This window comes from Leisingera aquaemixtae (genome assembly GCF_006740765.1).
GTDB classification, from domain to species: Bacteria; Pseudomonadota; Alphaproteobacteria; order Rhodobacterales; family Rhodobacteraceae; genus Leisingera; species Leisingera aquaemixtae.
Genome location: NZ_CP041159.1, coordinates 2,363,063 through 2,387,733 on the forward strand (window position 1 = coordinate 2,363,063; position 24,671 = coordinate 2,387,733).

At 63.3% G+C, this 24,671-nt stretch carries 23 protein-coding genes and 1 rRNA gene; 11 read left to right on the forward strand and 13 right to left on the reverse strand.

Translation table 11 applies throughout. The features are described from left to right. Positions 1 to 148: 148 nt before the first annotated feature. The 6 genes from R2C4_RS13195 to R2C4_RS13220 all read right to left on the reverse strand — a co-directional run bounded on the left by R2C4_RS13195 (position 149) and on the right by R2C4_RS13220 (position 5,683). Positions 149 to 1,612: ribosomal RNA gene (locus R2C4_RS13195) — 16S ribosomal RNA — on the reverse strand. Between the two features lie 830 nt (positions 1,613 to 2,442). After that, on the reverse strand, positions 2,443 to 2,826 hold the full coding sequence (locus tag R2C4_RS13200; protein ID WP_141890991.1) for a carboxymuconolactone decarboxylase family protein: 384 nt from the start codon (positions 2,824 to 2,826) through the stop codon (positions 2,443 to 2,445). Continuing rightward, positions 2,823 to 3,527, reverse strand: a complete 705-nt coding sequence (locus R2C4_RS13205; RefSeq protein ID WP_141890992.1) for a glutathione S-transferase — start codon at positions 3,525 to 3,527, stop codon at positions 2,823 to 2,825. The genes R2C4_RS13200 and R2C4_RS13205 overlap by 4 nt, the downstream gene beginning before the upstream one ends. 382 nt (positions 3,528 to 3,909) lie before the next feature. Then, positions 3,910 to 4,260: a RidA family protein gene (locus R2C4_RS13210; RefSeq protein ID WP_141890993.1), complete on the reverse strand. Its 351-nt coding sequence runs from the start codon at positions 4,258 to 4,260 to the stop codon at positions 3,910 to 3,912. An 87-nt stretch (positions 4,261 to 4,347) separates the two neighbouring features. After that, the gene (locus R2C4_RS13215) at positions 4,348 to 4,692 is read right to left on the reverse strand and encodes a hypothetical protein (protein WP_058285529.1); all 345 of its coding nucleotides are present in this window, start codon (positions 4,690 to 4,692) and stop codon (positions 4,348 to 4,350) included. A gap of 118 nt (positions 4,693 to 4,810) precedes the next feature. Continuing rightward, a complete protein-coding gene (locus tag R2C4_RS13220) occupies positions 4,811 to 5,683 on the reverse strand; it encodes a MurR/RpiR family transcriptional regulator (RefSeq protein ID WP_141890994.1) in 873 nt (290 codons plus the stop codon). A 153-nt stretch (positions 5,684 to 5,836) separates the two neighbouring features. Here R2C4_RS13220 and R2C4_RS13225 point away from each other — a divergent pair, with 153 nt between their 5' ends. The 8 genes from R2C4_RS13225 (at position 5,837) to R2C4_RS13260 (ending at position 14,655) form a co-directional block, all read left to right on the forward strand. Beyond that, on the forward strand, positions 5,837 to 6,622 hold the full coding sequence (locus R2C4_RS13225) for an N-formylglutamate amidohydrolase (protein ID WP_141890995.1): 786 nt from the start codon (positions 5,837 to 5,839) through the stop codon (positions 6,620 to 6,622). Beyond that, on the forward strand, positions 6,615 to 7,211 hold the full coding sequence (locus R2C4_RS13230) for a TRAP transporter small permease subunit (protein WP_141890996.1): 597 nt from the start codon (positions 6,615 to 6,617) through the stop codon (positions 7,209 to 7,211). The genes R2C4_RS13225 and R2C4_RS13230 overlap by 8 nt, the downstream gene beginning before the upstream one ends. Then, positions 7,211 to 8,713, forward strand: coding sequence for a TRAP transporter large permease (locus tag R2C4_RS13235; RefSeq protein ID WP_141890997.1), 1,503 nt, complete (start codon positions 7,211 to 7,213; stop codon positions 8,711 to 8,713). Before R2C4_RS13230 ends, R2C4_RS13235 begins: the two co-directional genes overlap by 1 nt. Then, entirely contained in the window at positions 8,703 to 9,437 is a 735-nt protein-coding gene (locus R2C4_RS13240) for a DUF4336 domain-containing protein (RefSeq protein ID WP_244940729.1), read from the forward strand. Before R2C4_RS13235 ends, R2C4_RS13240 begins: the two co-directional genes overlap by 11 nt. Positions 9,438 to 9,464: 27 nt before the next feature. Continuing rightward, on the forward strand, positions 9,465 to 10,499 hold the full coding sequence (locus R2C4_RS13245) for a TRAP transporter substrate-binding protein (RefSeq protein WP_141890999.1): 1,035 nt from the start codon (positions 9,465 to 9,467) through the stop codon (positions 10,497 to 10,499). Between the two features lie 116 nt (positions 10,500 to 10,615). Beyond that, entirely contained in the window at positions 10,616 to 11,968 is a 1,353-nt protein-coding gene (locus R2C4_RS13250; protein WP_141891000.1) for a glutamine synthetase family protein, read from the forward strand. Positions 11,969 to 12,062: 94 nt separating this feature from the next. Then, positions 12,063 to 13,445, forward strand: coding sequence for an aldehyde dehydrogenase family protein (locus R2C4_RS13255; RefSeq protein WP_141892099.1), 1,383 nt, complete (start codon positions 12,063 to 12,065; stop codon positions 13,443 to 13,445). A 64-nt stretch (positions 13,446 to 13,509) separates the two neighbouring features. Then, positions 13,510 to 14,655, forward strand: coding sequence for an iron-containing alcohol dehydrogenase (locus R2C4_RS13260; protein ID WP_141891001.1), 1,146 nt, complete (start codon positions 13,510 to 13,512; stop codon positions 14,653 to 14,655). Between the two features lie 84 nt (positions 14,656 to 14,739). On the opposite strand, the gene R2C4_RS13265 is transcribed toward R2C4_RS13260, so the two are convergent. After that, entirely contained in the window at positions 14,740 to 14,955 is a 216-nt protein-coding gene (locus R2C4_RS13265; RefSeq protein WP_058285538.1) for a hypothetical protein, read from the reverse strand. Between the two features lie 148 nt (positions 14,956 to 15,103). Continuing rightward, entirely contained in the window at positions 15,104 to 16,108 is a 1,005-nt protein-coding gene (locus tag R2C4_RS13270; protein WP_141891002.1) for a LacI family DNA-binding transcriptional regulator, read from the reverse strand. 143 nt (positions 16,109 to 16,251) lie between these two features. Here R2C4_RS13270 and gap point away from each other — a divergent pair, with 143 nt between their 5' ends. Further along, positions 16,252 to 17,280 (forward strand): type I glyceraldehyde-3-phosphate dehydrogenase, encoded by a 1,029-nt coding sequence (gene gap, locus R2C4_RS13275; protein ID WP_141891003.1) that lies wholly within the window; start codon positions 16,252 to 16,254, stop codon positions 17,278 to 17,280. 227 nt (positions 17,281 to 17,507) lie between these two features. Further along, positions 17,508 to 18,578, forward strand: coding sequence for an Mrp/NBP35 family ATP-binding protein (locus R2C4_RS13280; protein ID WP_141891004.1), 1,071 nt, complete (start codon positions 17,508 to 17,510; stop codon positions 18,576 to 18,578). Between the two features lie 224 nt (positions 18,579 to 18,802). Here the strand turns inward: R2C4_RS13280 and R2C4_RS13285 are convergent, their stop codons facing one another. The 5 genes from R2C4_RS13285 to phnC all read right to left on the reverse strand — a co-directional run bounded on the left by R2C4_RS13285 (position 18,803) and on the right by phnC (position 23,580). Continuing rightward, entirely contained in the window at positions 18,803 to 19,417 is a 615-nt protein-coding gene (locus R2C4_RS13285; protein ID WP_141891005.1) for an LbetaH domain-containing protein, read from the reverse strand. 32 nt (positions 19,418 to 19,449) lie between these two features. Beyond that, entirely contained in the window at positions 19,450 to 20,814 is a 1,365-nt protein-coding gene (phnE, locus tag R2C4_RS13290) for a phosphonate ABC transporter, permease protein PhnE (RefSeq protein WP_141891006.1), read from the reverse strand. Beyond that, positions 20,811 to 21,680: a phosphonate ABC transporter, permease protein PhnE gene (gene phnE, locus R2C4_RS13295; RefSeq protein WP_141891007.1), complete on the reverse strand. Its 870-nt coding sequence runs from the start codon at positions 21,678 to 21,680 to the stop codon at positions 20,811 to 20,813. The genes phnE (R2C4_RS13290) and phnE (R2C4_RS13295) overlap by 4 nt, the downstream gene beginning before the upstream one ends. A gap of 114 nt (positions 21,681 to 21,794) precedes the next feature. After that, positions 21,795 to 22,697: a phosphonate ABC transporter substrate-binding protein gene (phnD, locus tag R2C4_RS13300; RefSeq protein ID WP_141891008.1), complete on the reverse strand. Its 903-nt coding sequence runs from the start codon at positions 22,695 to 22,697 to the stop codon at positions 21,795 to 21,797. A 64-nt stretch (positions 22,698 to 22,761) separates the two neighbouring features. Beyond that, entirely contained in the window at positions 22,762 to 23,580 is an 819-nt protein-coding gene (gene phnC / locus R2C4_RS13305; RefSeq protein WP_141891009.1) for a phosphonate ABC transporter ATP-binding protein, read from the reverse strand. A gap of 229 nt (positions 23,581 to 23,809) precedes the next feature. Here phnC and rpe point away from each other — a divergent pair, with 229 nt between their 5' ends. Continuing rightward, the gene (rpe, locus tag R2C4_RS13310; RefSeq protein ID WP_141891010.1) at positions 23,810 to 24,499 is read left to right on the forward strand and encodes a ribulose-phosphate 3-epimerase; all 690 of its coding nucleotides are present in this window, start codon (positions 23,810 to 23,812) and stop codon (positions 24,497 to 24,499) included. Positions 24,500 to 24,671 lie beyond the last annotated feature (172 nt).

Below are 24,671 nucleotides of genomic sequence, written 5' to 3' on the forward strand. Positions count from 1 at the left end.
CTTTTGGACCCCTGCCGGGCAGGCATCCGATGTTTTCTGAAGAGATATGAGGACGGTCCGGTCCGTATGCGACCAGCTTTGTTTGCTGGTCTTCTGCTAAGTGATGCACGATCAGGAGCAAGCTCCGTGATGCTAGCATCATCCTTAGAAAGGAGGTGATCCAGCCGCAGGTTCCCCTACGGCTACCTTGTTACGACTTCACCCCAGTCGCTGAGCTCACCGTGGTCCGCTGCCTCCTCGAAAGGTTGGCGCACGGCCTTCGGGTAAACCCAACTCCCATGGTGTGACGGGCGGTGTGTACAAGGCCCGGGAACGTATTCACCGCGTCATGCTGTTACGCGATTACTAGCGATTCCGACTTCATGCCGCCGAGTTGCAGACGACAATCCGAACTGAGACAGTTTTTTGGGATTAACCCATTGTCACTGCCATTGTAGCACGTGTGTAGCCCAACCCGTAAGGGCCATGAGGACTTGACGTCATCCACACCTTCCTCCCGCTTATCACGGGCAGTTTCCTTAGAGTGCCCAGCCGAACTGCTGGCAACTAAGGATGTGGGTTGCGCTCGTTGCCGGACTTAACCGAACATCTCACGACACGAGCTGACGACAGCCATGCAGCACCTGTCACTCGGTCACCGAAGTGAAAACCAGATCTCTCTGGCGGTCCGAGGATGTCAAGGGTTGGTAAGGTTCTGCGCGTTGCTTCGAATTAAACCACATGCTCCACCGCTTGTGCGGGCCCCCGTCAATTCCTTTGAGTTTTAACCTTGCGGCCGTACTCCCCAGGCGGAATGCTTAATCCGTTAGGTGTGACACCGACTAGCATGCTAGCCGACGTCTGGCATTCATCGTTTACGGTGTGGACTACCAGGGTATCTAATCCTGTTTGCTCCCCACACTTTCGCACCTCAGCGTCAGTATCGAGCCAGTGAGCCGCCTTCGCCACTGGTGTTCCTCCGAATATCTACGAATTTCACCTCTACACTCGGAATTCCACTCACCTCTCTCGAACTCAAGACTGGGAGTTTTGGAGGCAGTTCCAGGGTTGAGCCCTGGGATTTCACCCCCAACTTTCCAGTCCGCCTACGCGCGCTTTACGCCCAGTAATTCCGAACAACGCTAACCCCCTCCGTATTACCGCGGCTGCTGGCACGGAGTTAGCCGGGGTTTCTTTACCTGCTACTGTCATTATCATCACAGGCGAAAGAGCTTTACGACCCTAAGGCCTTCATCACTCACGCGGCATGGCTGGATCAGGCTTGCGCCCATTGTCCAAGATTCCCCACTGCTGCCTCCCGTAGGAGTCTGGGCCGTGTCTCAGTCCCAGTGTTGCTGATCATCCTCTAAAACCAGCTATAGATCGTAGGCTTGGTAGGCCATTACCCCACCAACTACCTAATCTAACGCGGGCCGATCCTTCTCCGATAAATCTTTCCCCCGAAGGGCGTATAAGGTATTACTCACCGTTTCCAGTGGCTATTCCTTAGAGAAGGGCACGTTCCCACGCGTTACTAACCCGTCCGCCGCTCACCCCGAAGGGCGCGCTCGACTTGCATGTGTTAGGCCTGCCGCCAGCGTTCGTTCTGAGCCAGGATCAAACTCTCAAGTTGAAACGCTCGTTAAAGCGTATCCTTGACGTTCGAACCTCTGCACATCTTCACCAGGAGGCTAATCCTGATGAAAGTCTCTGTTTGTCTGTGCTTCAGTACCAAAGGCACCGAAAGCCGAACAAACAGTGAAGCTGACACCACATCATCGGGCCGGAACCCTAGTGGCGCGATATACAGAAGTCTGATCCATCGAAATGAACCGTGACCGCCCGCATATCTCTTCAGTTATCCATCAATGTCAAAGAGCAAACACCCAGAGGCCAAAAACCAGACCGATGCGCCAATCTTCCGGCGCGCCCGCCTCTTCAAACCCTCAGATGCCGCCGTCTCTCCAGCGTGTCCCACCGTCTCTCCAGTGTGTTTCCCGATCCGTTACCGCGTCGCCCTGTCTGGCTCAGCGTCCCGTCCGGTGTGTCTCAGCAGCGCCTCAGCGCCGCCGGTGAGGGGGCTTTTACGGATACCCCCGCAGACCCGCAACCCCAAAATTCAGAAAAACGCAGAATTCCGCAAAGAAAAATCAAGCATCAAATAAAATCAACGACTTACACCAAAACAAAGTCAGCACCCCTGACCCTCTTTCCGCCCCACCCCCGCACCGCAAACCACCCCGAACACCCCGGAAAAGCCCCCCGCGCCACTTACCCACAGACTCGGCACCCCTTATCCACAGACTCAACACCCCGGAATCGCAACAAACACCCCCAAACCCCCTCCGCCCGCCCGGAATCGCCAGGGCCAAACCGGCCAAAGGACAAACAGCGCAGTCGCAAACAAGAAGGGCAGCCAAATGGCTGCCCCTCCATGGGTCTTCCAAGAACAGCGCAGGCGTATCAGGACTGCTCCTCCAGCACTTTGCGCGCCACCCGGAAGCACTCCAGCGCCTGGGGCACGCCGCAATAGATGCCGACCACGTGAATAATGGCGCGGATCTCCTCCTTGGTGACGCCGTTATTGAGGGCGCCGCGGCAGTGGATTTCCCATTCATGCATCTTGCCCAGCGCGCCGATCATCGCGAGGTTCATCATCGAGCGGGTCTTGGCGTCGATCACGTCATCGCCCCAGCCGAACCCCCAGCACCAGGCGGTCATCGCCTCCTGGAACGGGCGGGTGAGGCCGTCGGCGGCCGCCAGGTTGTTGTCGACATATTCGGCGCCGAGGGTGGATTTGCGCTGTTCCAGACCCTTGAGGAACAGATCTTCGTCAAACGTGCTCATGTATCGGTCTCCATATTCAGCATGTTCAGCAGCGAGGCCTCGATTTGCCCCCCGCAATAAACCGGGCGGCGCCCGGCCCAGTCTGCGATCAGGGCGGCGACGGGCGGCTCGGCGGCGATACGGTCCGCCAGGCCTTCCAGCACCGGCGCATTTTCGTGCAGCAACGGGCGCAGCGGCGGCAGGCGGTCCGCCATCGTGTGCCAGAGCGCGCCCAGGACAAGGTCGGCCAGGCCAGGATGCGCCCTGCCCCGCAGGTATCCTGCCGTGGCGGTGACGCCGGCCTCCGCCACGATCCGCTCATGGATCTGCATCCAGCGCGGCAGGCGGCTGCCGTGGAAGTCTGCCCAGCTTGCCGCATCCCACATCAGCGCCCCGTGATAGCGGGTGATTTCGAACAGGATGTCGGAGGCATCGCAGATCAGGCGCAGGGTCCGGTCCGGCTCTGTCAGCAGACCGTGGGCGCGGCCCAGCGCCATCAGAATCGCGGGCATCTGGCTGAGATGGGTGCCGGTCCGGGTGTCGGTCAGCAGCGGCGGCGCCATAAAAGGATGCGGCTGATCCGCGACCTCTTGTTTCTTGAGGCCGGCCACCGCGTCAAAGCCCGGCTCTTCCCATGCCTGCCCGGCATAGGCCAGCACGTAGCGGATGAAGTGGCCGCGGAACGGGATCGGCCAGTAATGGAGCTGATAACGCGCTGTCATTGCTCTAGCCTTGCCGGGCCGCAGCGATGGTCTAGGTCTGCAATAAGGTTCACAGTGCCTCGTCCTCCCGTCTCGCAGCCGCCGCCGGATTTGCCGGAACCGCCCAACCGGAGGGCCGGCGCCCTGCGCGTCTGCTTCTGAAGAGAGAGGATGGAGTGTTCCGGACCCACTAAGCAAGAGGGATCGGCCGCCACAGGCCCCGGCACAACGCCGCGGCCGTTCAGGACGCGCAGCACGGGGCACCGGACTGACGGCAGGTCCTGTTGCACGTGAATCGGGTTTCGGGCCGGTCCGGGACAGCAAGTTCCTGAGTCCGCCTGTCCGCCCCTTTGAAAAAGAAAGGGCGGGCCGCCGGCCCGCCTGTTTGCTCCTGCTGCCGGGATCAGCCCTTGGCGGCAGTGACGATGAATTCGACCAGCAGATCCTCGCGGGCCAGCTTGGCCTCGCCGCAGGCACGCGCCGGCGCATGGCCTTCGGGCACCCAGGCATCCCAGACCGCGTTCATTTCGGCAAAGTCCTTCATGTCGGCAAGCCAGATCACCGTTTGCAGGATGCGGGTCTTGCTGCTGCCTGCCTCGGCCAGCAGCGCGTCAATCTTTGCGAGGCAGTCCTTGGTCTGCTGTTCAACGCTGGCACCTGCCGTGCCGACTTGACCGGCCAGATAGATGGTCTCGCCATGGGTGACGATCTGGCTCATGCGCTGGCCAGTGTGTTTGCGGGTGATCTCGGACATGGGTGCCTCGCTCCTGGAACGTCAGAAAAACTCTGCACCCTGCTTAGCCCTGCCCCGGCGCCGCGGCAAGGACGCGGTTGCGGCAGATTACTGGGACAGCAGCCAGTCTCCGCCGGAGGGGCAGAACTTGCGGCGGACCTGTTTGGCGTCCTGGCTGTCCTTGAGGTAGGCCTGATGCTGGAGCAGAAGGCAATCGCCCTCCTTGCCGGCCACCCGGACCTCTCCCTGCGCGCCGCTGTCCGGATTGTTCCACCTGGCCCGCTGGCCGCTGCCGCCCTCAGCCAGAAGCGCCTGCTCGGCCCGGCGCATGAGGTTGGTGTCCTGCGGCGTCAGCCCGGACTTGGCCAGAATACGGCTGAGCGGATTGGCCGCGGCGGGCGCTGCAACCAGCGCTGCAACTGCGGCGGCGGTCAGAAATCGGGAAAATCGCATTTGAATACTCCTGCCTGAAAGAAACCGGCGTTGCGCCCTGCCCCGCGGCGGACTGCACCCTGACCAGTAAGGCGCAAGCCGCGGGCAAAGTCCATGCGGCAGGCCGCTTCTGGCAGGGTCAGGAGAACTTGCGGAACAGCCGGGTCATGTCGAACAGCTCATCCAGGCGGTCGTAGCGGTCCTTGGTCTTGTCCCAGCTTTCCTCCTGGGTGGCGGCGATCATCGCCTCCAAAAGCATCATGGTGGAGATGTTGGAGTCCCAGGCGGAGGGGATTTCGACCCAGCAGTTGAAGGTGTGTTCCGAGACCGAGGCAATGGGGCTGGCCCACTGGTCGGTGATCAGGACGATCTTCACCCCGCGCTCGGACGCCAGTTCCGCCAGCCGCTGCAGGTTGGTTTCGTAGCGGCGCACGTCGAACATCAGGAGCGTGTCGCCCTCCACCATGTCCAGCACATAATGCGGCCAGGTGGCGGAGGAGGAGGTCATATGAGTGACCCGTTGCCGGATCGCCTGAAAATGGGTAAAGGCGTAGTCTGCCAGCGCCCGGGTGATGCGGCCGCCGACCACGTAGAGCCGCCCCTCGGTGTTGGCGAGCTGGCGGACAGCGGCGTCGAACTGGGCCGAGTCTATGTTGGAAAACGTCTGTTGCAGGTTGTCGGTAACGGCCTGTGCAAATCTGTTCAGCAGATGGCCTTCGGGCGCCTCGGACGCCCAGTTGTCACGCCGTTTGGTGGGGCCGGAGACCTTGGCCTCAAGCTCCTTCAGGAGGGCCTGGTGGAATTGCGGATACCCTTTGAAGCCCAGTTTCTGCACCATCCGGGCCACCGTCGGCGTGGAGACCTCGGCATTGCCGGCCACGATGGTGATCGAGGCCAGACCCGCCGCGGGATAGTTTTCCAGCAGCAAATTTGCGAATTTGCGCTCGGACTGGGTGAGCGAGGAATAGTTCTCGCGGATCAACTCGCGAACTGTGGCGGGCGGTTTCGACAACGGCACTTCCCTGCGTTTGAACAGACACTTTCTTACCCGGTTCCGGCCTGAAGAGAAAGTTTCAGGAATCTCTGTCTGGAACCGATCATGAAAAGATATTGACACAAATATCTCTTCATGGAAACATTTTTCCAAATCGCAGGGAGGCGGCATATGCGAGAGAGCGATTCTCACGCTTTGGGGGAAGCAGTGGAGGTGGTGAACCGGGAGGGCACCAGCCCGGTCCTGCTGCTGTGCGAACATGCCTCCAGCAATATCCCCGCCCGCTATAACGGGCTGGGGCTGCGCGACGAGGACCGGCTGAGCCATGCGGCGTGGGATCCGGGCGCGTGGGCGGTGGCCCTGCATATGGCACAGGCGCTGGATGCGCCGCTGGTGGCCAGCCGGGTGTCGCGGCTGGTGTACGACTGCAACCGCCCGCCCGAGGCCGCCAGCGCCATGCCGGAGAAATCCGAACTGGTCGCGGTGCCGGGCAATTTCGGGCTGAGCGAGGCGGAGCGCCAGGAACGCGCGGACACCGTCTATGTGCCGTTCTGCACCACCGTGACGGAGGTGATCGAGGCACGGAAAAAGGCCGGGCTGCAAACGGTGCTGGTCACCATGCACAGCTTCACGCCGGTCTATTTCGGCAAGCAGCGGGACGTTGAAATCGGCATCCTGCACGACGCCGACAGCCGGCTGGCGGACGCAATGCTGGCACAGGCCCCTGCCCTGCCGCACCGCCGGGTGGAGCGCAATGAGCCCTATGGCCCCGCCGATGGCGTCACCCATTCGCTGAAGCTGCACGGGCTGGCGCACGGGCTGGCCAATGTGATGATCGAAATCCGCAACGACCTGGTGGCAACGCCGGACCAGGAAGAGGCCATGGCACAAGAAATGCTGACATTGCTGCGCCCGGCCCTGGCCGCGTTGGCGGCCGAGGGAGGGCCTGATGCCTAGAATAATCCGGGCCTATGTCCGCGGCATCGACGCGATGAACCGCTTCATCGGCCGCTTTGCCATGTATCTTATCTTTGTCCTGATCGGAGTGCTGTTGTGGTCGTCGGTCTCCAAGACCTTCTTTAACCCGTCGCACTGGACGCTGGAGACCGCGCAGTTTGTGATGGTCGCCTATTACGTGCTGGGCGGCCCCTATTCGATCCAGATGGGCTCGAACGTGCGGATGGACCTGTTTTACGGCGCCTGGTCGACAAAAACCAAGGCGATGGTCGATGCCTTCACCGTGCTGTTCCTGATCAGCTATCTGGTGATCCTGATGTACGGCGCCCTCAGCTCCACCGCCTATTCGCTCGGTTATTTCGGGCTGGAGCCGCTGGACTTCTTCTGGGACCTGATGAAGACGCTGCTGAGCGAAGGCCCTGCGGCGGCAGGCGAAAAGCTCGGCTATCTGGAGCGCAGCTCCACCGCCTGGCGGCCGTTCCTGTGGCCCGTGAAAACCATCCTGTGCCTCGGCGTCTTCCTGATGCTGCTGCAATGCCTTGCCGAACTGTTCCGGGATATCGGACGCCTGCGCGGAGTTGAAATCTGATGTCCTACGAATGGATTGCTATCGTCATGTTTGCCGGCATGATGCTGATGCTGATGACCGGCCAGCGGGTGTTTGGCGCCATCGGCTTTGTCGGCGCGGTTGCGGGCATGCTCCTGTGGGGCACCGGCGGGGTGGAGATCCCGTTCTCGGCTGCCATGAAGCTGATGAAATGGTATCCGCTGCTGACGCTGCCGATGTTCATCTTCATGGGCTACGTGCTGTCGGAATCAAAAATTGCCGACGACCTTTACCGGATGTTCCACGTGTGGATGGGGCCGGTGAAGGGCGGGCTGGCCATCGGCACCATCGGCCTGATGGTCCTGATTTCGGCCATGAACGGCCTGTCGGTGGCGGGCATGGCCATTGGCGCGACCATCGCGCTGCCGGAACTCTTGCGCCGCGGCTATGACAAGATCCTGGTGACCGGCACCATCCAGGCGGGCTCCTCGCTTGGCATTCTGGTGCCGCCCTCGGTGGTGCTGGTGCTTTATGCGATGATCGCGCGCCAGCCGGTGGGGCAGCTGTGGCTGGCGGGGGTGGTCCCCGGCCTGCTGATGGCCGCCATGTTCATCATCTACATCTATTTCCGCGCCCGGATGCAGCCGCATCTTGGCCCCGCCATGCATGACGAGGATCTGGCGGAATACGAGCAGGTGACAAATCACCCGCTGCGCCTGAACTACATCGTGCTAGGCGCACTGGTGCTGGTGCCGCTGCTGATGCTGACCGGCGCGATGGAGCCTAAGCCTGCGCTTGGCGTGGCGCTGGCCCTGGGGGTGCTGTCCTTCCTGACCCGCAAGAACGCTTTGTTCTACAAAGACGTGTTCATGAAGGAAAAGTACCGCCTGCTGTTCTCCGGCGTGCTGCCCTTGGCGATCTTTGCCGCGATGATGGTGCCTTTCGTGAACGGCTGGACCTCGCTGGTGGAAAGCTCGGCCATCGGTGCGATGACCGCCTTTATCGCCGCGGTGCTGAAGGGGCGGATGACCAAGGACGTGTTCGAAACCTCAGTGCGCTCGACCCTTGGCATCTCCTGCATGTTCATGTGGATCATCCTGGCGGCGCTGGCCTTCGGCGCGATCTTTGACGGCTTGGGCGCAGTCAAGGCGATCGAGGATCTGTTCACCACCAAGCTGGGCCTTTCCCCTTGGATGATCCTGATCCTGATGCAGCTGAGCTTCATCGTGATGGGCACCTTCCTGGATGACACCGCGATGCTGGTGATCGTGGCACCGCTCTACGTGCCGCTGGTCGGGGCGCTTGGCTTCGACCTGATCTGGTACGGCGTGCTTTACACCATCACCACTCAGATCGCCTATATGACGCCGCCCTTCGGCTACAACCTGTTCCTGATGCGCGCGATGGCGCCGCCGGAAATCGGGCTGAAGGACATCTATGTCTCGATCATCCCCTTTGCCGCGGTGATGGTGCTGGCGCTGGCCCTGATCATGGTCTTCCCGCAAATCGCCCTGTGGCTGCCGGAGTATGTCTATGGAAAGTAAGACCATGCTGCAGGCGCTGGGGCCGGACATCTGGATCGCGGACGGACCGCCGATCGAGTTCTACAAGATCCCCTTTCAAACCCGGATGACCGTCATCCGGCTGGAGAACGGCGATCTGTTCCTGCATTCGCCGATCCGGTACAGCCAGCAGCTTGCGGCGGAGCTTGAAACACTGGGGCGCATCCGCCACCTGGTGTCCCCGAACTGGATTCACTACGCCTATATCGCCGGGTGGGCCGCGGCCTGTCCGGATGCCATCGCCTGGGCCTCGCCCAAGGTGCGCGAGCGGGCCAGAAGCCAGGGCGTGGAGGTTCGGTTCGACCGCGACCTGGAGGACAGCGCGCCCCGGGACTGGGCGGCGGATCTTGAGCAGATGATTGTGCATGGCAGCCGGGCGCATACCGAAGTGGTCTTCTTCCACAAGCGCTCCAAGGTGCTGGTGCTGACCGACCTGATCGAGAACATGCCCGCTAGGACGCTGCCCCTGTGGGTGCGGCCGCTGGCCTGGGCGGCGGGTATCCTGGCCCCGAACGGGAAGATGCCCATAGACATCTGGTTTTCCTTCGCGGGCAACCGGGACAAGCTGCGCAAAGCGCTGACCCGGATGCTGGCGTGGAACCCCGAAACCGTCGTGCTCGCGCATGGCGACATCCTTCGTGAGAATGCACCGCAACGGCTCCGCGAAGGGTTCAGAAACCTGGCCCCCTGCGGGCACGGGCATTGATTTAAGTTCAACAGAGGAGAGGAAGACATGACAACAAGACGTAAGTTTTTGCAGACCGCGGGCGTTGGCGCCATGGCGGCACCGCTGGCCGCCCCGGCGCTGGCCCAGTCCACCATCAAGTGGCGGATGCAGACCTATGCAGGTGCTGCGCTGGCCGAACATGTGGTGAAACCCGCCATCGACATGTTCAACAAGATCGCGGGCGACCGCATGCAGATCGAGCTCTACTATGCCGACCAGCTGGTCCCCACCGGCGAACTGTTCCGCGCCATGCAGCGCGGCACCATCGACGCGGTGCAGTCGGACGATGACTCGATGGCCTCGCCCACCGAAGTCACCGTGTTTGGCGGCTACTTCCCGTTTGCCTCGCGCTACTCGCTGGACGTGCCGGTGCTGTTCAACCAGTACGGCCTGAACGAGATCTGGGACGCGGAATATTCCAAGGTCGGCGTCAAGCATATCTCGGCCGGCGCCTGGGACCCCTGCCACTTTGCCACCAAGGATCCGATCAACTCGCTGGCGGACCTTAAGGGCAAGCGCGTCTTCACCTTCCCGACCGCGGGCCGCTTCCTGAGCCAGTTCGGCGTGGTGCCGGTCACCCTGCCCTGGGAAGACATCGAAGTTGCCATGCAGACCGGTGAGCTGGACGGCGTGGCCTGGTCCGGCATCACCGAGGATTACACCGTCGGCTGGGCCGATGTGACCGACTACTTCCTGACCAACAACATCTCCGGCGCCTGGGCGGGATCGTTCTTTGCCAACATGGGCCGCTGGGAAGAGCTGCCGGAAGATCTGCAAACCCTGTTCCGCGTCTGCTGCGACCAGTCGCATTATTACCGTCAGTGGTGGTACTGGGGCGGTGAAGCGTCCTTGCGCGTGAACGGCGACAAGATGAAGCTGACCACCATTCCGGACAACGAATGGCAGCAGGTCGAAGACGCGGCGGTGAAGTTCTGGGATGAAATCGCAGCCGAGTCCGAAACCAAGGCGAAGGTTGTGGAGATCTTCAAGAAGTATAACGCTGACATGCAGAAGGCCGGCCGCCCCTACCGCTACGGCTGAGGCACCGGTTGAAACACGGGATTTGGCCTGCGCCGCAGCGGGCCAAATTCCTTACTCAAGGAATTTGCCAAAACTTTTGAGGAAAAGTTTTGCGCGCAACAGACAAAGGGCCGCTCATGCTCTCCTTCGACACTCTTAAGGACCAGGTTGCCGATGGCACCGTTGACACCGTTCTGGTCTGCCTTGTGGACATGCAGGGCCGCCTGATGGGCAAGCGCTTCCACGCCAAGCATTTCGTGAATGGCGCCTGGGAGGAAACCCATTGCTGCAACTACCTATTGGCCACCGACCTCGCGATGGCGACGCCGGACGGCTATGCCTCGACCAGCTGGGAGCGCGGTTATGGCGACTATGTGATGAAGCCGGACCTCGCCACCCTGCGCCCGGTGCCGTGGCTGGCAGGAACAGTGATGGTGCTCTGCGATGTGCTGGACCATCATACCCATGAAGACGTCTCCCACTCCCCCCGCGCGATCCTGAAGAAACAGGTGAACCGCCTCAAGGCGATGGGGTATGACGCCATGTGCGCCACCGAGCTGGAATTCTTCCTGTTCGAGAAGAGCTTTGACGAGATCCGCAAATCGGGTTTCCGCGATCTGGCGCCGATTTCGGGCTACAACGAGGATTACAGCATCCTGCAGACCACCCGCGAGGAGCATGTGATGCGCCCGATCCGCAACCACCTGTGGGATGCGGGGCTGCCGATCGAGAACTCCAAGGGCGAGGCGGAGACCGGCCAGGAAGAGCTGAACATCAAATACGCCGCGGCAATGGACACGGCGGAATACCACACCATCGCCAAGCACGCGGTGAAGGAAATTGCCGAGCAGCAGGGGCACGCAGTGACCTTCCTGCCGAAGTGGAGCCACGATAAGGTCGGCTCCTCCAGCCACGTGCACCAGTCGCTGTGGCAGGACGGCAAGCCTGCGTTCTTTGACGAGAGCGACGCGCTGGGCATGTCGGCGCTGATGAAGAATTACATGGCCGGCCTGCTGAAATACGCGCCCGACTACACCGCCTTCATGGCACCCTATATCAACAGCTACAAGCGCTTCATGAAGGGCACCTTTGCGCCGACCCGGATCATCTGGTCGGTGGACAACCGCACCGCGGGCTACCGGCTGTGCGGCGAGGGCAGCAAGGCGATCCGGGTGGAGTGCCGCATCCCGGGCTCCGACATGAACCCCTATCTGGCGATGGCGGGGATGCTGGCGGCAGGCATTGCCGGCATCGAGGAAGGCCTGGAGCTGCAGGCGCCTGCCAAGGGCGATGTCTACCAGGGCGAGACCGGCATGATCCCCTCGACCCTGCGCGACGCGGCGGCGGCGCTGAAAGGTTCGGAGATGCTGCGCAAGGCCCTTGGCGACGATGTGGTGGATCACTACGTCCGCGCGGCGGAGGTGGAGATCGAGGATTTCGACCGGGTGGTCACCGATTACGAGATTGCGCGCGGGTTCGAGCGGGCGTGATCCGGCAACCCCCGGGGGCCTGCCCCCGGACCCCCGGAGTATTTTTTGGAAAGATGAAGAGGGCTTTGCCCTTTCCTGGATGGAGTGAATGGCGATGGGCCAGACCCTGAAGTGTATCTCGCCGGTCGACGGATCGGTCTTTGCGGAGCGCGAAGTGCTGTCGCGCGAGGACGCCTTTGCGGCGGCGGAACGGGCCCGGGCGGCGCAGCCCGCCTGGGCGGCACGGCCGTTGCAGGAGCGCATTGATCTGGTGATGGCGGGCGTGGCCGCTGTTGGCGCGATGAATGACGCGATCGTGCCGGAACTGGCGCATATGATGGGCCGCCCGGTGCGCTATGGCGGCGAGTTCGGCGGCTTCAACGAGCGTGCCAGCCATATGGCGAAAATCGCCGAAGAGTCGCTGGCGGACATCGAGGTCGGCGAGGACGCCACCTTCAAACGCTATATCAAGCGCATCCCTCATGGGGTGGTGTTTGTGGTGGCGCCCTGGAACTACCCCTATATGACCGCGATCAACACTGTTGCGCCTGCGCTGATCGCCGGCAACACCGTGGTGCTGAAGCACGCGACGCAAACGCTGCTTGCGGGCGAGCGGATGGCAAAGGCTTTCCACTCCGCAGGCATCCCCGAAGATGTGTTCCAGAATGTGTTTCTGGACCACGGCACCACGTCTGAACTGATCGCGAACCGCGCCTTCAACTTCGTGAACTTCACCGGATCGGTCGGCGGCGGCCAGGCGATGGAGCGCGCAGCTGCGGGCACCTTTACCGGCGTCGGCACCGAACTGGGCGGCAAGGATCCGGGCTATGTCATGGAGGACGCCGATCTGGACGCGGCGGTGGACACGCTGATTGACGGCGCGATGTTCAACTCCGGCCAGTGCTGCTGCGGCATCGAGCGGATCTATGTGCACGAAAGCCTGTATGACGCCTTCCTGGAAAAGGCGATTGCCATCGTGAAGGGCTACAAGCTGGGCAATCCGCTGGATTCCGAGACCACCATCGGGCCGATGGCCAATGTGCGCTTTGCCGAAGAGGTGCGCAGCCAGATCGCCGAGGCGGTTGCCGCGGGCGCCGTGGCCCATATCGAAACCTTTGCCGAGGACGACGGCGGCGCCTACCTCACGCCGCAGATACTGACGAATGTCACCCACGATATGCGGGTGATGCGCGAGGAAAGCTTTGGCCCGGTCGTGGGCATCATGAAGGTCTCCTCCGACGCGGAAGCCATTGAGCTTATGAACGACAGCGACTTCGGCCTGACCGCCTCGCTCTGGACCAAGGATGTTGAGCGGGCGCAGCGTGTCGGGGATCAAGTCGAGACCGGCACCGTCTTCATGAACCGTGCCGACTACCTGGACCCGGGCCTGTGCTGGACCGGATGCAAGGACACCGGCCGCGGCGGCGGCCTGTCGGTCATCGGCTACCACAATCTGACCCGTCCAAAGTCCTATCACCTGAAAAAGGTGACCGGCTAAGGGCGGCCCCGCCCGCCCCGGCGTCTCCTCCCCGGGGCGGGCCTTTGCATCAAAGGAAAACGATATGTCTCTCGTTGGAAACTGGTCCTACCCGACCGCAATCAAGTTCGGCGCAGGCCGGATCAAGGAACTTGCCGATGCCTGCGCCGCCGCCGGTATCAAGAAGCCGCTCTTGGTGACCGACAAGGGTCTGGCGGATCTGCCCGTCACCCAAGGCACACTCGACATCATGGAGGCCGCTGGCCTGGGCCGCGGCATTTTCTTTGAGGTCGATCCGAACCCGAATGAGAAAAACCTGGACGCAGGCGTCGCCGCCTATAAGGCGGGCGGCCATGACGGGGTGATCGCCTTCGGCGGCGGCTCCGGCCTGGACCTGGGCAAGATGGTGGCCTTCATGGCGGGCCAGACCCGGCCGGTGTGGGACTTCGAGGACATCGGCGACTGGTGGACCCGCGCTGATGCGGACGCCATCGCGCCGATCATCGCGGTGCCGACCACGGCTGGCACCGGCTCCGAAGTGGGCCGCGCCAGCGTGATCACCGACTCTGTCACCCATCAGAAGAAGATCATCTTCCACCCCAAGGTGCTGCCGACGGTGGTGATCTGCGATCCTGAGCTGACCGTGGGCATGCCCAAGTTCATCACCGCGGGCACCGGGCTGGATGCCTTTGCCCATTGCGTCGAGGCCTTCAGCAGCCCGCATTACCACCCGATGTCCCAGGGCATCGCGCTGGAGGGCATGCGGCTGGTCAAGGACTATCTGCCCCGCGCCTATGCGGACGGCAGTGACATCGAGGCCCGCGCCCAGATGATGTCCGCAGCGGCGATGGGCGCGACCGCCTTCCAGAAGGGACTTGGCGCGATCCACGCGATGAGCCATCCGGTCGGCGCCCATTTCAACACCCACCACGGCACCACCAACGCGGTTTGCATGCCTGCGGTGCTGGAATTCAACGCCTCGGCGATTGCGGACCGGTTCACCATGGCCGCGGCCTATTTGGGCATTGCAGGCGGCTTTGACGGCTTCCGCAGCTTTGTGCAGGAGCTGAACGACTCCCTTGGCATTCCGCGAGGGCTGTCCGACCTGGGCGTCACGGAGGATGCCATCCCTGAGCTGGTCAAGGGCGCCCTCATCGACCCCTCCTGCGGCGGCAACCCGATTGAGCTGACCGAGGACAACCTCACACGGCTGTTCAAGGCTGCGATGTAAGCAGGACCCCTTGCCAAGCTGCAGCGCTCTCCGCCCGGCGGGGAGCGCGTTTTCTTTCCGGCACCGCTGCTGTGCGCGGTTGCGTCAGCCGCTGACGTAGACCTTGCCCTTGGGGTAGTAGAAAATTTTCTGATTGTGCAGCCGGCCCAGCAAATCGTGGATACGGCGCAGCGTGTCCTCCTCGCCGCTGCCCGCTGCGGGCAGTGACTCTGACAGCGCGTCCCGGGCGGTCTGCAGGGCGGTTTCGATCAGCTCCATATCCGCAACGGACAGTTCGAACATATCGTTGTACTGGGGCATCTGGGCTCCTTCTCCGGCTGGCGTGACTGAACGGGCTGGCTACAGGCTGCCCCAAGGCGCGCCGCAAAGCCATCGAAAAGCGCCGCAGCCGCTCCGCCCTGCCCCTTCGGCAGATCCGGCTGCACGATTGAGCAGCAGAGGGGGGGGGTCAGAGCGTCTCGCCCAGGCTGATCGCCGGGCACAGCCGGTCAAACACCAGCCCCTCGGTGCCGCCGATCTCGCGCGATTGCAGGATGATGCCGGCCGCGCGCTCGCCAATCTCCCGGCGGCAGGCGTCCGTCGTGGCCAGCTGCTGCGGCAGCCCCTGCAGGATCTGCAGGTTGTTGAACCCCGCAAGCGCAATGTCCCCCGGCACCGTCAGCCCGGCGGCCAGGCAATGCATCAGCCCGCCAACACTCATCACATCGCTGGAAAAATAGATGCAGTCGAGATCCGGGCTGCGGGCCAGCATCTGCGCCGTCAGCTGGCGTCCGGTCTGGATCGCGCTTTCGCCGGAATAATGCTCGATATCGCTCAGCGTCACGCCCTGCGCTGCCAGCCCGTCGGTGAAGCCGTCGAACCGTTTCCGGGCGCGGAAATCCTGCGGCATCTTGGTGCCGATAAAACCGATCCTGCGGTAGCCGCGGGCGAGGATTTGCGCCGCCATGTCGCGTCCCGCCTGCAAATGCGAGATGCCAACGCAGTGGCGCACCGGGTCGCCGTCCACATCCATCACTTCAACCACCGGGCAATCGGCCTGCTGCAGCATCCGGCAGGTGGCCTCCGTGTGCTCCAGCCCCGCCACGATCAGCCCCGAAGGCCGCCAGCTCAGCATTTCGCGGATGACGCTTTCCTCTTCCTCCAGGTCATAGCCGGAGATCCCCACCACCGGTTTCAGCGGGCTGTCCTTCAGCACCGCGGAAATCCCCGACAGCACCTCAGGAAAGACAAAGCTGTTGAGCGAGGGCACCACCACCGCCACCAGATTGACCGATTGCGAAGACAGGGAGCCGGCAATCCGGTTCGGCACATAGCCATGGCTGCGGGCGATCTCCTCGATTTTCGCCTTGGTCTTCGAGGAGACATCCGGGGCCCCGCGCAGCGCGCGGGAGGCGGTCATTTCGCTGACGCCGGCCAGCCGGGCCACGTCTTTCAGAAGCAGTTTTTTGGTCATGCCGCCATGCTCCTGCAGATTGCCTGCCGCCGCAAGGGCAGCTCTGCCGCCGCAGGGGTTGATTTTGGCCTCCGTTATCGGTATCGGTAGCGAAACCGTTATCGCTACCGGCTTTGATCCGGAGCCACAGCCGGAGATCAGAGATGACACTGAAAATTGCAATCAACGGATTCGGGCGGATTGGCCGCGGGGTGCTGCGGGCGCTGCTGGAAAGCGGCGCCAAGGATATCGAGGTGGTGGCCATCAACGACCTGTCGCCGCCGGAAACGCTGGTGCATCTGCTGAAATACGACAGCGTGCACGGGCGGCTGAAGACACCGGTGTTCCTGGCGGACGACCTGATCCGCGTGGGTTCCCACAGCATCCGCCTCACCGCCATCCGCAACCCCGAAGATCTGCCCTGGCAGGATGTGGACATCGCCTATGAATGCACCGGCCTGTTCACCGCCCGCGGCGATGCGGCGCGGCATCTGAAGAACGGCTCCAAGCGGGTGCTGATCTCCGCGCCCGGCAAGGATGCCGACCGCACCGTGGTCTATGGCGTGAACCACATGGATCTGACGGCAGAGGACGTCATCGTCTCCAACGCCTCCTGCACGACAAACTGCCTGGCGCCGCTGGCCAAGGTGCTGGACGAGGCCTTTGGCATCAAGACCGGCTATATGACCACCATCCATGCCTATACCGGCGATCAGCCGACCCATGACACCAGCCATAAGGATCTGTACCGCGCCCGGGCCGCCGCGCTGTCGATGATCCCCACCTCCACCGGTGCCGCGCGGGCGATCTCCGAAGTGCTGCCGCATCTGAAAGGCCGGCTGGAAGGCTCCGCCATCCGGGTGCCCACGGCCAATGTGTCTGTGGTGGATCTGAGCTTTGTGCCGGAGCGCCCGGCCACCGCAGAGGCGGTCAATGCTGCGGTGAAGGCGGCGTCCGGCAACGGGCTGGAGGGTATCCTGTCCTACGAAGAAGACCCGCTGGTCTCCGTCGACTTCAACCACGATCCCCACTCCAGCTGCTTTGCCGCCGCGCAAACCGCGGTCACCGCCGAAGGGCTGGTGCGGGTGGTCAGCTGGTACGACAACGAATGGGGCTTTTCCAACCGGATGGTCGACACCGGCCGCCGCATCGGCGCGGTGATGGGCAGCGCCGGGATCGCACTGGCCAGCTGACGGGGCTCTCCCGCCCGTCGTCCGGCCCCCAAGGGGCCTCTTCCCGTTGGGCCCGGCGCCGCGCTGATGCATTCAGACGCGGGCCTTTTGCGCGCATTTTGCGCAGCCAGCAGCCAAAAGATGACTCCAGGATGCGTTAAAGCAAACTCCGGGCCGGGTACGGGTGGCATGCCGGTGTGAATTGCGCCACAACAGGCGCAACGCATGACCAGCTACAGGAGACCGGCGTGACCGTCACCCGTGAAACCGTCCTTGAGGCGCTCAGAACCATCACCGATCCCGTCAGCGGCAGCGATATCGTCAGTGCCGGAATCGCCCGTGCGGTCACCGTGGACGGCCGCACCGTCCGCTTTGTGCTGGAGATCGATCCCGGCAAGTCTGAGGCCTATGGCCCGGTGCGCGACAGGGCCGATGCCGCAGTCGCCGCGCTGCCGGGGGTGGAGAAAGTCTCTGCCATGCTGACCGCCCACTCGGAAAAGGCGCCGCCGGACCTGAAGCCCAAGCAGGCCGCCCAGCCGCAGCAGCAAGCGCCGCAAAAAGTGCCGGGCGTGGCGCGGGTCCTGGCCGTGGCCTCGGGCAAGGGCGGGGTTGGCAAGTCTACCGTTTCGGCCAATATCGCCTGTGCGCTGGCAATGCAGGGGCGCAGGGTGGGGCTGCTGGACGCCGACGTCTATGGCCCCTCGCAGCCCAAGATGCTGGGCATCAGCGGCCGCCCCGCCAGCCCGGACGGCAAGACCATCCTGCCGCTGCGCAACCACGGCGTCACCATGATGTCGATGGGACTGATGACCGGCGAGGATCAGGCGGTGATCTGGCGCGGGCCGATGCTGATGGGGGCACTGCAGCAGATGCTGTTGCAGGTGCAATGGGGCGATCTCGACGTGCTGATCGTCGATCTGCCGCCCGGTACCGGCGACGTGCAGATGACGCTGGCGCAGAAGACCCGTGTGGATGGCGCCATTGTGGTCTCCACCCCGCAGGACGTGGCGCTGATCGATGCCCGCAAGGGCATCGACATGTTCCGCAAGATGAACGTGCCGGTGCTCGGCATGATCGAGAACATGTCGACCCACATCTGCTCCAATTGCGGCCATGAGGAGCATGTCTTCGGCCATGGCGGCGTGGCGCAGGAAGCGAAGAAACTCGGCGTGCCGCTGCTCGGAGAGGTGCCGCTGCATCTGGACGTGCGCCTGGCAGGCGACAACGGAACGCCGATCGTGGCCGCCAAGCCCGGCAGCGCTCAGGCCAAGGTCTTCCTCGACATCGCCACCCAATTGGTTGACGCAGGCGCGGCCTGAAATCAGCCAGGCCCGGGTCAAGGGCCGCAAAGCGGCGGTGCGCGGCACCGTTCACCCTTGAGGCGGGGATGGCGAACCGCATAATGCACAAGGCGCTTCAGGGCAAACCTGCCCCTGAAGCGCGTCTCAGCAGCTTCTTGCAGCGCCGCGCAGCGGCGCCACGCCCAACTGTGACGGGCATTCTGTGAATGTCCGGGAACAGGCGGGAGCCCCCGCCTGCCGGATCAGGCGTATTTCTCCAGGAATTCCTCAGCCCGCAACTGGCGGAAATCCGGCAGCGCGGCATGCAAGGCATCGTGCTCCCAGTGCCACCAAGCCAGCTTGATCATCTGCCCGGCCACGGCTTCCGGATAGCGGCGGCGGATCACCCGCGCGGTGTTGCCGCCGACAATCGTATAGGGCGCCACATCCTTGGTCACAATCGCGCCCGAGGCCACAACCGCGCCATCGCCGACAGTCACCTCCGGCTTGATCATTGCGCCGTGGCCGATCCAGGTGTCATGGCCGATCCGGGCCGTCCGCCCGGCGCGGCGGGCGAACCAGTCGGCGTCATCTTCCGCATCCTCCCAATAGCTTGCGGAGCGGTAGAGGAAATGGTGCTGCGACGCCTTTTCCATAGGGTGATCCGTGGCGCCGATGCGGACACAGCTTGCGATATTGGCGAACTTGCCGATCACCGCATTGGCGATGTCGCAGGCGCGGTCGCAATAGCTGTAGTCTCCGACCGCCGAATTTGCGACCCGGCTGCCGGCGCCGATCTCCACAAAAGCGCCGAAGGTGCTGCCGGTGATCTGGCAGCCCTGGTGAATAAGCGGCGCTTCTGCTTTCAAACGGGCCATGCTCTATCCTTTCCCATCTCCCCGCCCGCAGCTCAGGGCAGCAGGAAGGCTGTGCCCGCGCGCCCCTTGCGCCGGGTTTTGCCGCCCTCGCCCTTGATCAGGCGGCGGCGCAGCCAGCCGGAGAACCAGTCCATCAGCATCACCATCAGGATGATCAGGGTGATGTAATAGGCCACTTCCTCCCAGTCCTTCTGGGTGATGATCGCCTGCGTCAGCAGCAACCCGATGCCGCCGCCGGTGATCGCGCCGATGATGGTGGCGGAGCGGGTGTTCGATTCCAGGAAGTACAACAGCTGGCTCAGCAAAACCGGCGTGATCTGCGGGATCACCCCGAAGCGGTAGCGCTGCACCGGTCCCGCACCGGTGGAGGCGACGCCCTCGATCTGCTTCTGGTCGACGTTTTCCAGCGCCTCGGAGAAGATCTTGCCGAAGGTGCCGGTGTCCGTCACCAGGATCGCCAGCGCGCCGGTCAGCGGCCCGGGGCCAAAGGCGCGGGCCAGCACCACGGTCCAGATCAGCGAGTCGACGCCGCGGACAAAGTCAAACAGGCGGCGCATGGCAAAGCGGATGCTGCGCAGGGGCATGAAGTTGCGGGTCGCGGCAAAGGCCAGCGGCAGCGCGATGATGCCCGCGCCGATGGTGCCAAGGAAGGCCATCAGCAAGGTCTCGGCAATCGCCCAGGCCACATCCTGATGGCGCCACATCTTGTTGGTCCAGAACTCCTGGAAGATCGCGCCGCCCTCGCCGGCGGCGGCCCGCTGCAGCAGCTCCGCGGCCCCCATGCCGTAGTACGGGCTGTCGAGGGTGAAGAAGAACAGCTCCCACCCTGCGAAGTAGCGGAACACCTCGGCCCGGTTGCGGGTCACGGTCAGGCGGCCAGCGTCTGTGGTGACGGCCAGACGGTTCTTGGAGACACTGATCCACTCCGGCACATCGCCTGCCGGCAGCTCCGTCTGCACCCCTGCTCTGCGGCTCGGGGTGGCGCGCACGGCGCCATAGCCAGGGATCAAGTATTCGATGGTTTCCGGCCCGAAGGTAACAACATGGCCATCCTCCAGATCAATCACCGTGGTCTCGCCCAGAGCCACCCAGTCCGGCGCCATGCCGTCGGGATAGGCTCCCTTCCGCTCGCCCTCGATCGCCACGGAAACCGCGCCGCTGCGGTTGTCGCGGGTGACATGTGTCTTGTAGCTGTAGCTGTCGCTGACCAAGGTCCGCGCGTTGTCCAGGCTGGCCCGCTCCCACAGGCCCGGCATGTCGAAGGCCACAAACACATAGGCCAGATAGGCCAGCACCGCGGCGGGAAGAGCGAAGTTCACAAGCCGCTTCTTCAGGAACAGCCGCGAGATGTCCGACTTCAGGTCTGCCGGCGTCAGGGTGGTGTCAAAAGTGGTCATGCCTTCGCTCCATGGGTCAGGCGGTCACGCAGCAGGCCGGACAGCTGGTCAACGGCCACGATGGTGACAAACAGGAGAAGGAAAATCGCAGCGGCCTCGTCGTAGCGCCCCTGCCCCCAGGACATGGCGTTCTTCAGCTCATAACCGATGCCGCCCGCGCCGACGAAGCCGAGGATGGCGGAGGCGCGGATGTTGATCTCAAACCGCAACAGCGCGTAGCTGACGTAATTCGGGCCGACCTGCGGGATTACCCCCAGCGTCATCCGCTGCGCCCACGTGGCCCCGACAGAGGTGAGACCCTCAACCGGTTTCAGGGAGGCGTTTTCGTTCACTTCGGAGAACAGCTTGCCCAGCGCACCGGCGGTGTGGATGGCGATGGCGAGCATCGCAGCCACTGGCCCGCCGCCAAGCACGAAGATCAGAACCAGCGCGATGACGATTTCGGGGATAGCGCGGCAAATGTCGCTAATGCGGCGGAACAGCGGGATCAGCGCAGGCCACGGCGCCATGCCGCGGGTCGCCAGCAGCGACAGCAGCGTGCCGAACACGGTGCCCACAAGGGTCGAGGCGGCTGCGATGTTCAGCGTCTCCACCAGCGCCGGAAAAAAATGCACCAGATGCCCGGGCAGCTGCGCGGCTTTCTCGGCGGCTTCCGCCAGCACTTCGGCAGGGTAGTCAAAAACGCGGGTGAAGCCATCCGCAAAGGAGCCTGCATTGCGCGCATCCGCAGTGCGGAACCCCGCTGCCATCAGCGCGACAAAAACCGCCAGAAGGATGCCGCCATAGAGCCGCTTGCGCTGGGTGTGGGCGGTGTAGTGCTGCCGGATATCCTCGATGCCCGGCCGGGCGGCTGTCAGTTCTGCCATTTGGGGATCCTGGTCTTGATGGGACGGCCGTTGCAGAAGCCATCGGGAAATTGCGGGGACCCAAGACAGGCCCGGACCCCCGCAGAGCGCAGTTCAATAAGTGCTGGGCTGAAATTACTCGGACTTCAGCTTCCGGGCTTCGATGATCACCTCATAGGCGTCATGGGTGATCGGGTCGAAGCTCTTGGCCTCCCCCGCAGCGACACCGTAGAAGCAGTCACGGTCGATTTCGCTGAGGTTGTCCATCAGAGCGGTCATCTTGGCTTTAACCTCTGCCGGCAGGGCCTTGCGCAGAACAACCGGGCCTTCCGGGATCGGGGCGGATTTCCAGATCTCGACCATGTCGTTCATGTCGACCAGGCCTGCATCCACGGCACGGCGCAGGGCGCCGGACTGGTAGCCGTCTTCCCATTCACCCAAGCCGTCGGCCCAGGTCACACCGCCGTCCACATCCCCGTTGGCAACCGCAACGATGGTCTGTTCATGGCCGCCGGTGAACTTCACTTCGCCAAAATAGTCGCCCGAGTCCATGCTGGCATTGATCTTGTTCGGGATCTCGATGGACGGGATCAGGTAGCCCGAGGTGGAGTTCGGATCACCAAAGCCGAAAGTCTTGCCCTTCAGGTCTTCCAGCGAGGTGACGCCGCTGTCCTTGCGGGCAAAGCCGACCGAGTAGTAGCCATAGCCGCCGTCGCTGTTCACCTTGACTAGAACCGGCTCAACCGCTTCCGGGTCGGACAGGTAGGTCTTGGCATATCCCGACGCGCCCAGCCAGGCCATGTCGATGGTGCCGCCCAGAAGGCCCTGGATCACGCCGTTGTAGTCCGCAGGCGCAAACAGCTTGGTTTCGACACCCAGCTCTTTCTCGGCATATTCCCGCAGGCATTCGTTGTTGTTCAGACGGTCCTGCGCGTTCTCGCCGCCCAGGATGCCGATGCGGAATTCCTTGATCTCTTCAGCCGCAACGGGGGCGGTCAGCGCGGTGGTTGCCAGAACGGCAGCAATCAGTTTCTTCATCTTATGTCTCTCCGGTTGGGTCCCGGCAGAGCAGCCCGCCGGGTCGATGAATTCAGGTCCAGGGTTATTCGGCGGGAATGGCGGCGCGCAGGGCGTCCGTCTTTTCCAGCGTTTCAATCTCGGTTGAGGTGGCGGCCTCGGAGAATGCCTCTCCGGCGCCGTAAATCTCGCGGGCCACACCTGTGGTCAGCTGCTCCGGCAGTCCGTCAAACACGATGCGCCCGTCGCGCATGCCGACAACCCGGTCGCAATACCGGCGCGCAGTGTCCAGCGTGTGCAGGTTGGCAATGACGGTGCGGCCGTCTTCCTCATGGATGCGGCGCAGCGCCTCCATCACGGTCTGGGCATTCATCGGATCGAGCGAGGCAATCGGCTCATCCGCTAGAATGATTTTCGGATCCTGCATCAGCGCCCGGGCGATCGCCACCCGTTGCTGCTGCCCCCCCGACAGCGCCTCGGCCCGCTTGGCGGCATGTTCGGCGATGCCCAGCCGGTCCAGGATATCAATTGCCTGGTGGATGTCATCCATCGGGTAGAGGTTGAACAGCGTCGCCATCGCGTTGCGGCGGTTCAGCGTGCCGTGCAGCACGTTGGAGACCACATCCATCCGCGGCACTAGGTTGAACTGCTGAAAGATCATCGCGCAGTCGGACTGCCAGGCGCGCTTGTCTTTGCCCTTCAGCCCGGTGATCTCGCGGCCCTCGAACAGGATGCGGCCAGCGCTTGCGTCCTCCAGCCGGTTCAGCATCCGCAGCAGAGTGGATTTGCCCGCGCCGGAGCGGCCGATGATGCCGATCATGCAGGGCTTGTCGATGTCCAGCGTGGCGGCATCCACCGCAATCTTGCCGCCGAATTTCTTTGTCAGCTTGTCAATGCGCAGCACGGGGCGCTCCCTTCTCGTTCCGGGACTGCCTAGAGCCTGCGCTCAAAGCTCTTGTGTCACTGCCGTGAAAGTTTTGTAACGCCGTCCATTGCAACCCGCAGACGTGCAACCCGCGGGCGGTGCGTGCAGGGAAACCACCCGGCAGCGCATTCTGCCCCTGTCAACAACGGGCCGGAGGGTCTATATGGCCTGCGACTCCTCATTCCCCTTTGCAAAAGGAAGCTGCCAGATGTCCTTTGACCGCAAGATCAAGATCGCGCCCTCCATCCTCTCCGCCGATTTCGCCAACTTCGGCCAGGAGATCCGGGCCATCGAAGCCCAGGGCGCCGATTGGGTGCATGTGGATGTGATGGACGGGCATTTCGTGCCGAACCTCACCTTCGGCCCGCAGGCGGTGAAGGCGTTCCGCCCGCATGTGAAGACGGTGATGGACGTGCACCTGATGATCGCGCCGGTCGATCCCTATATCGACGCCTACGCCGATGCCGGCGCCGACGTGCTGACCGCGCATTTCGAAGCAGGCCCGCACATCCACCGCACCCTGCAGGCCATCCGCGGGGCGGGCATGAAGGCCGGTGTGGCGCTGAACCCCGGCACCCCGGCCGAGGCGGTGGAGCACCTCCTGGACCTGACGGACCTGGTCTGCGTGATGACCGTGAACCCGGGCTTTGGCGGCCAGAAGTTCATCGACATGACCACCAAGATCCGCCGCCTGCGGTCGATGATCGGCGACCGCCCCGTGCATATCGAGATCGACGGCGGCGTCGACCCCGTCACCGCGCCGCTGGTGGCCGAGGCCGGCGCTGACGTGCTGGTCGCAGGCTCCGCCGTGTTCAAGGGCGGATCGGTCGACACCCCGGAGGTCTACGGCGAAAACATCCGCAAGATCCGTTCCGCCACAGAAGGCACCTGGGCCTAAGGCTTGCGGAACTCCCGCCAATCGCCGGGCGCATCCAAGATGCGCTGCTCTTGTTGGGCCAGGCGCCGCGCAACCCGCGCGGCGCTTTTTCGTGATACGGCCAGCGTTTGCGCGCCCCGCCCGGCAAAGCCGGGCCGCGCCCTGACGGCCCTCGACGGGCCGGAAGGGCGCC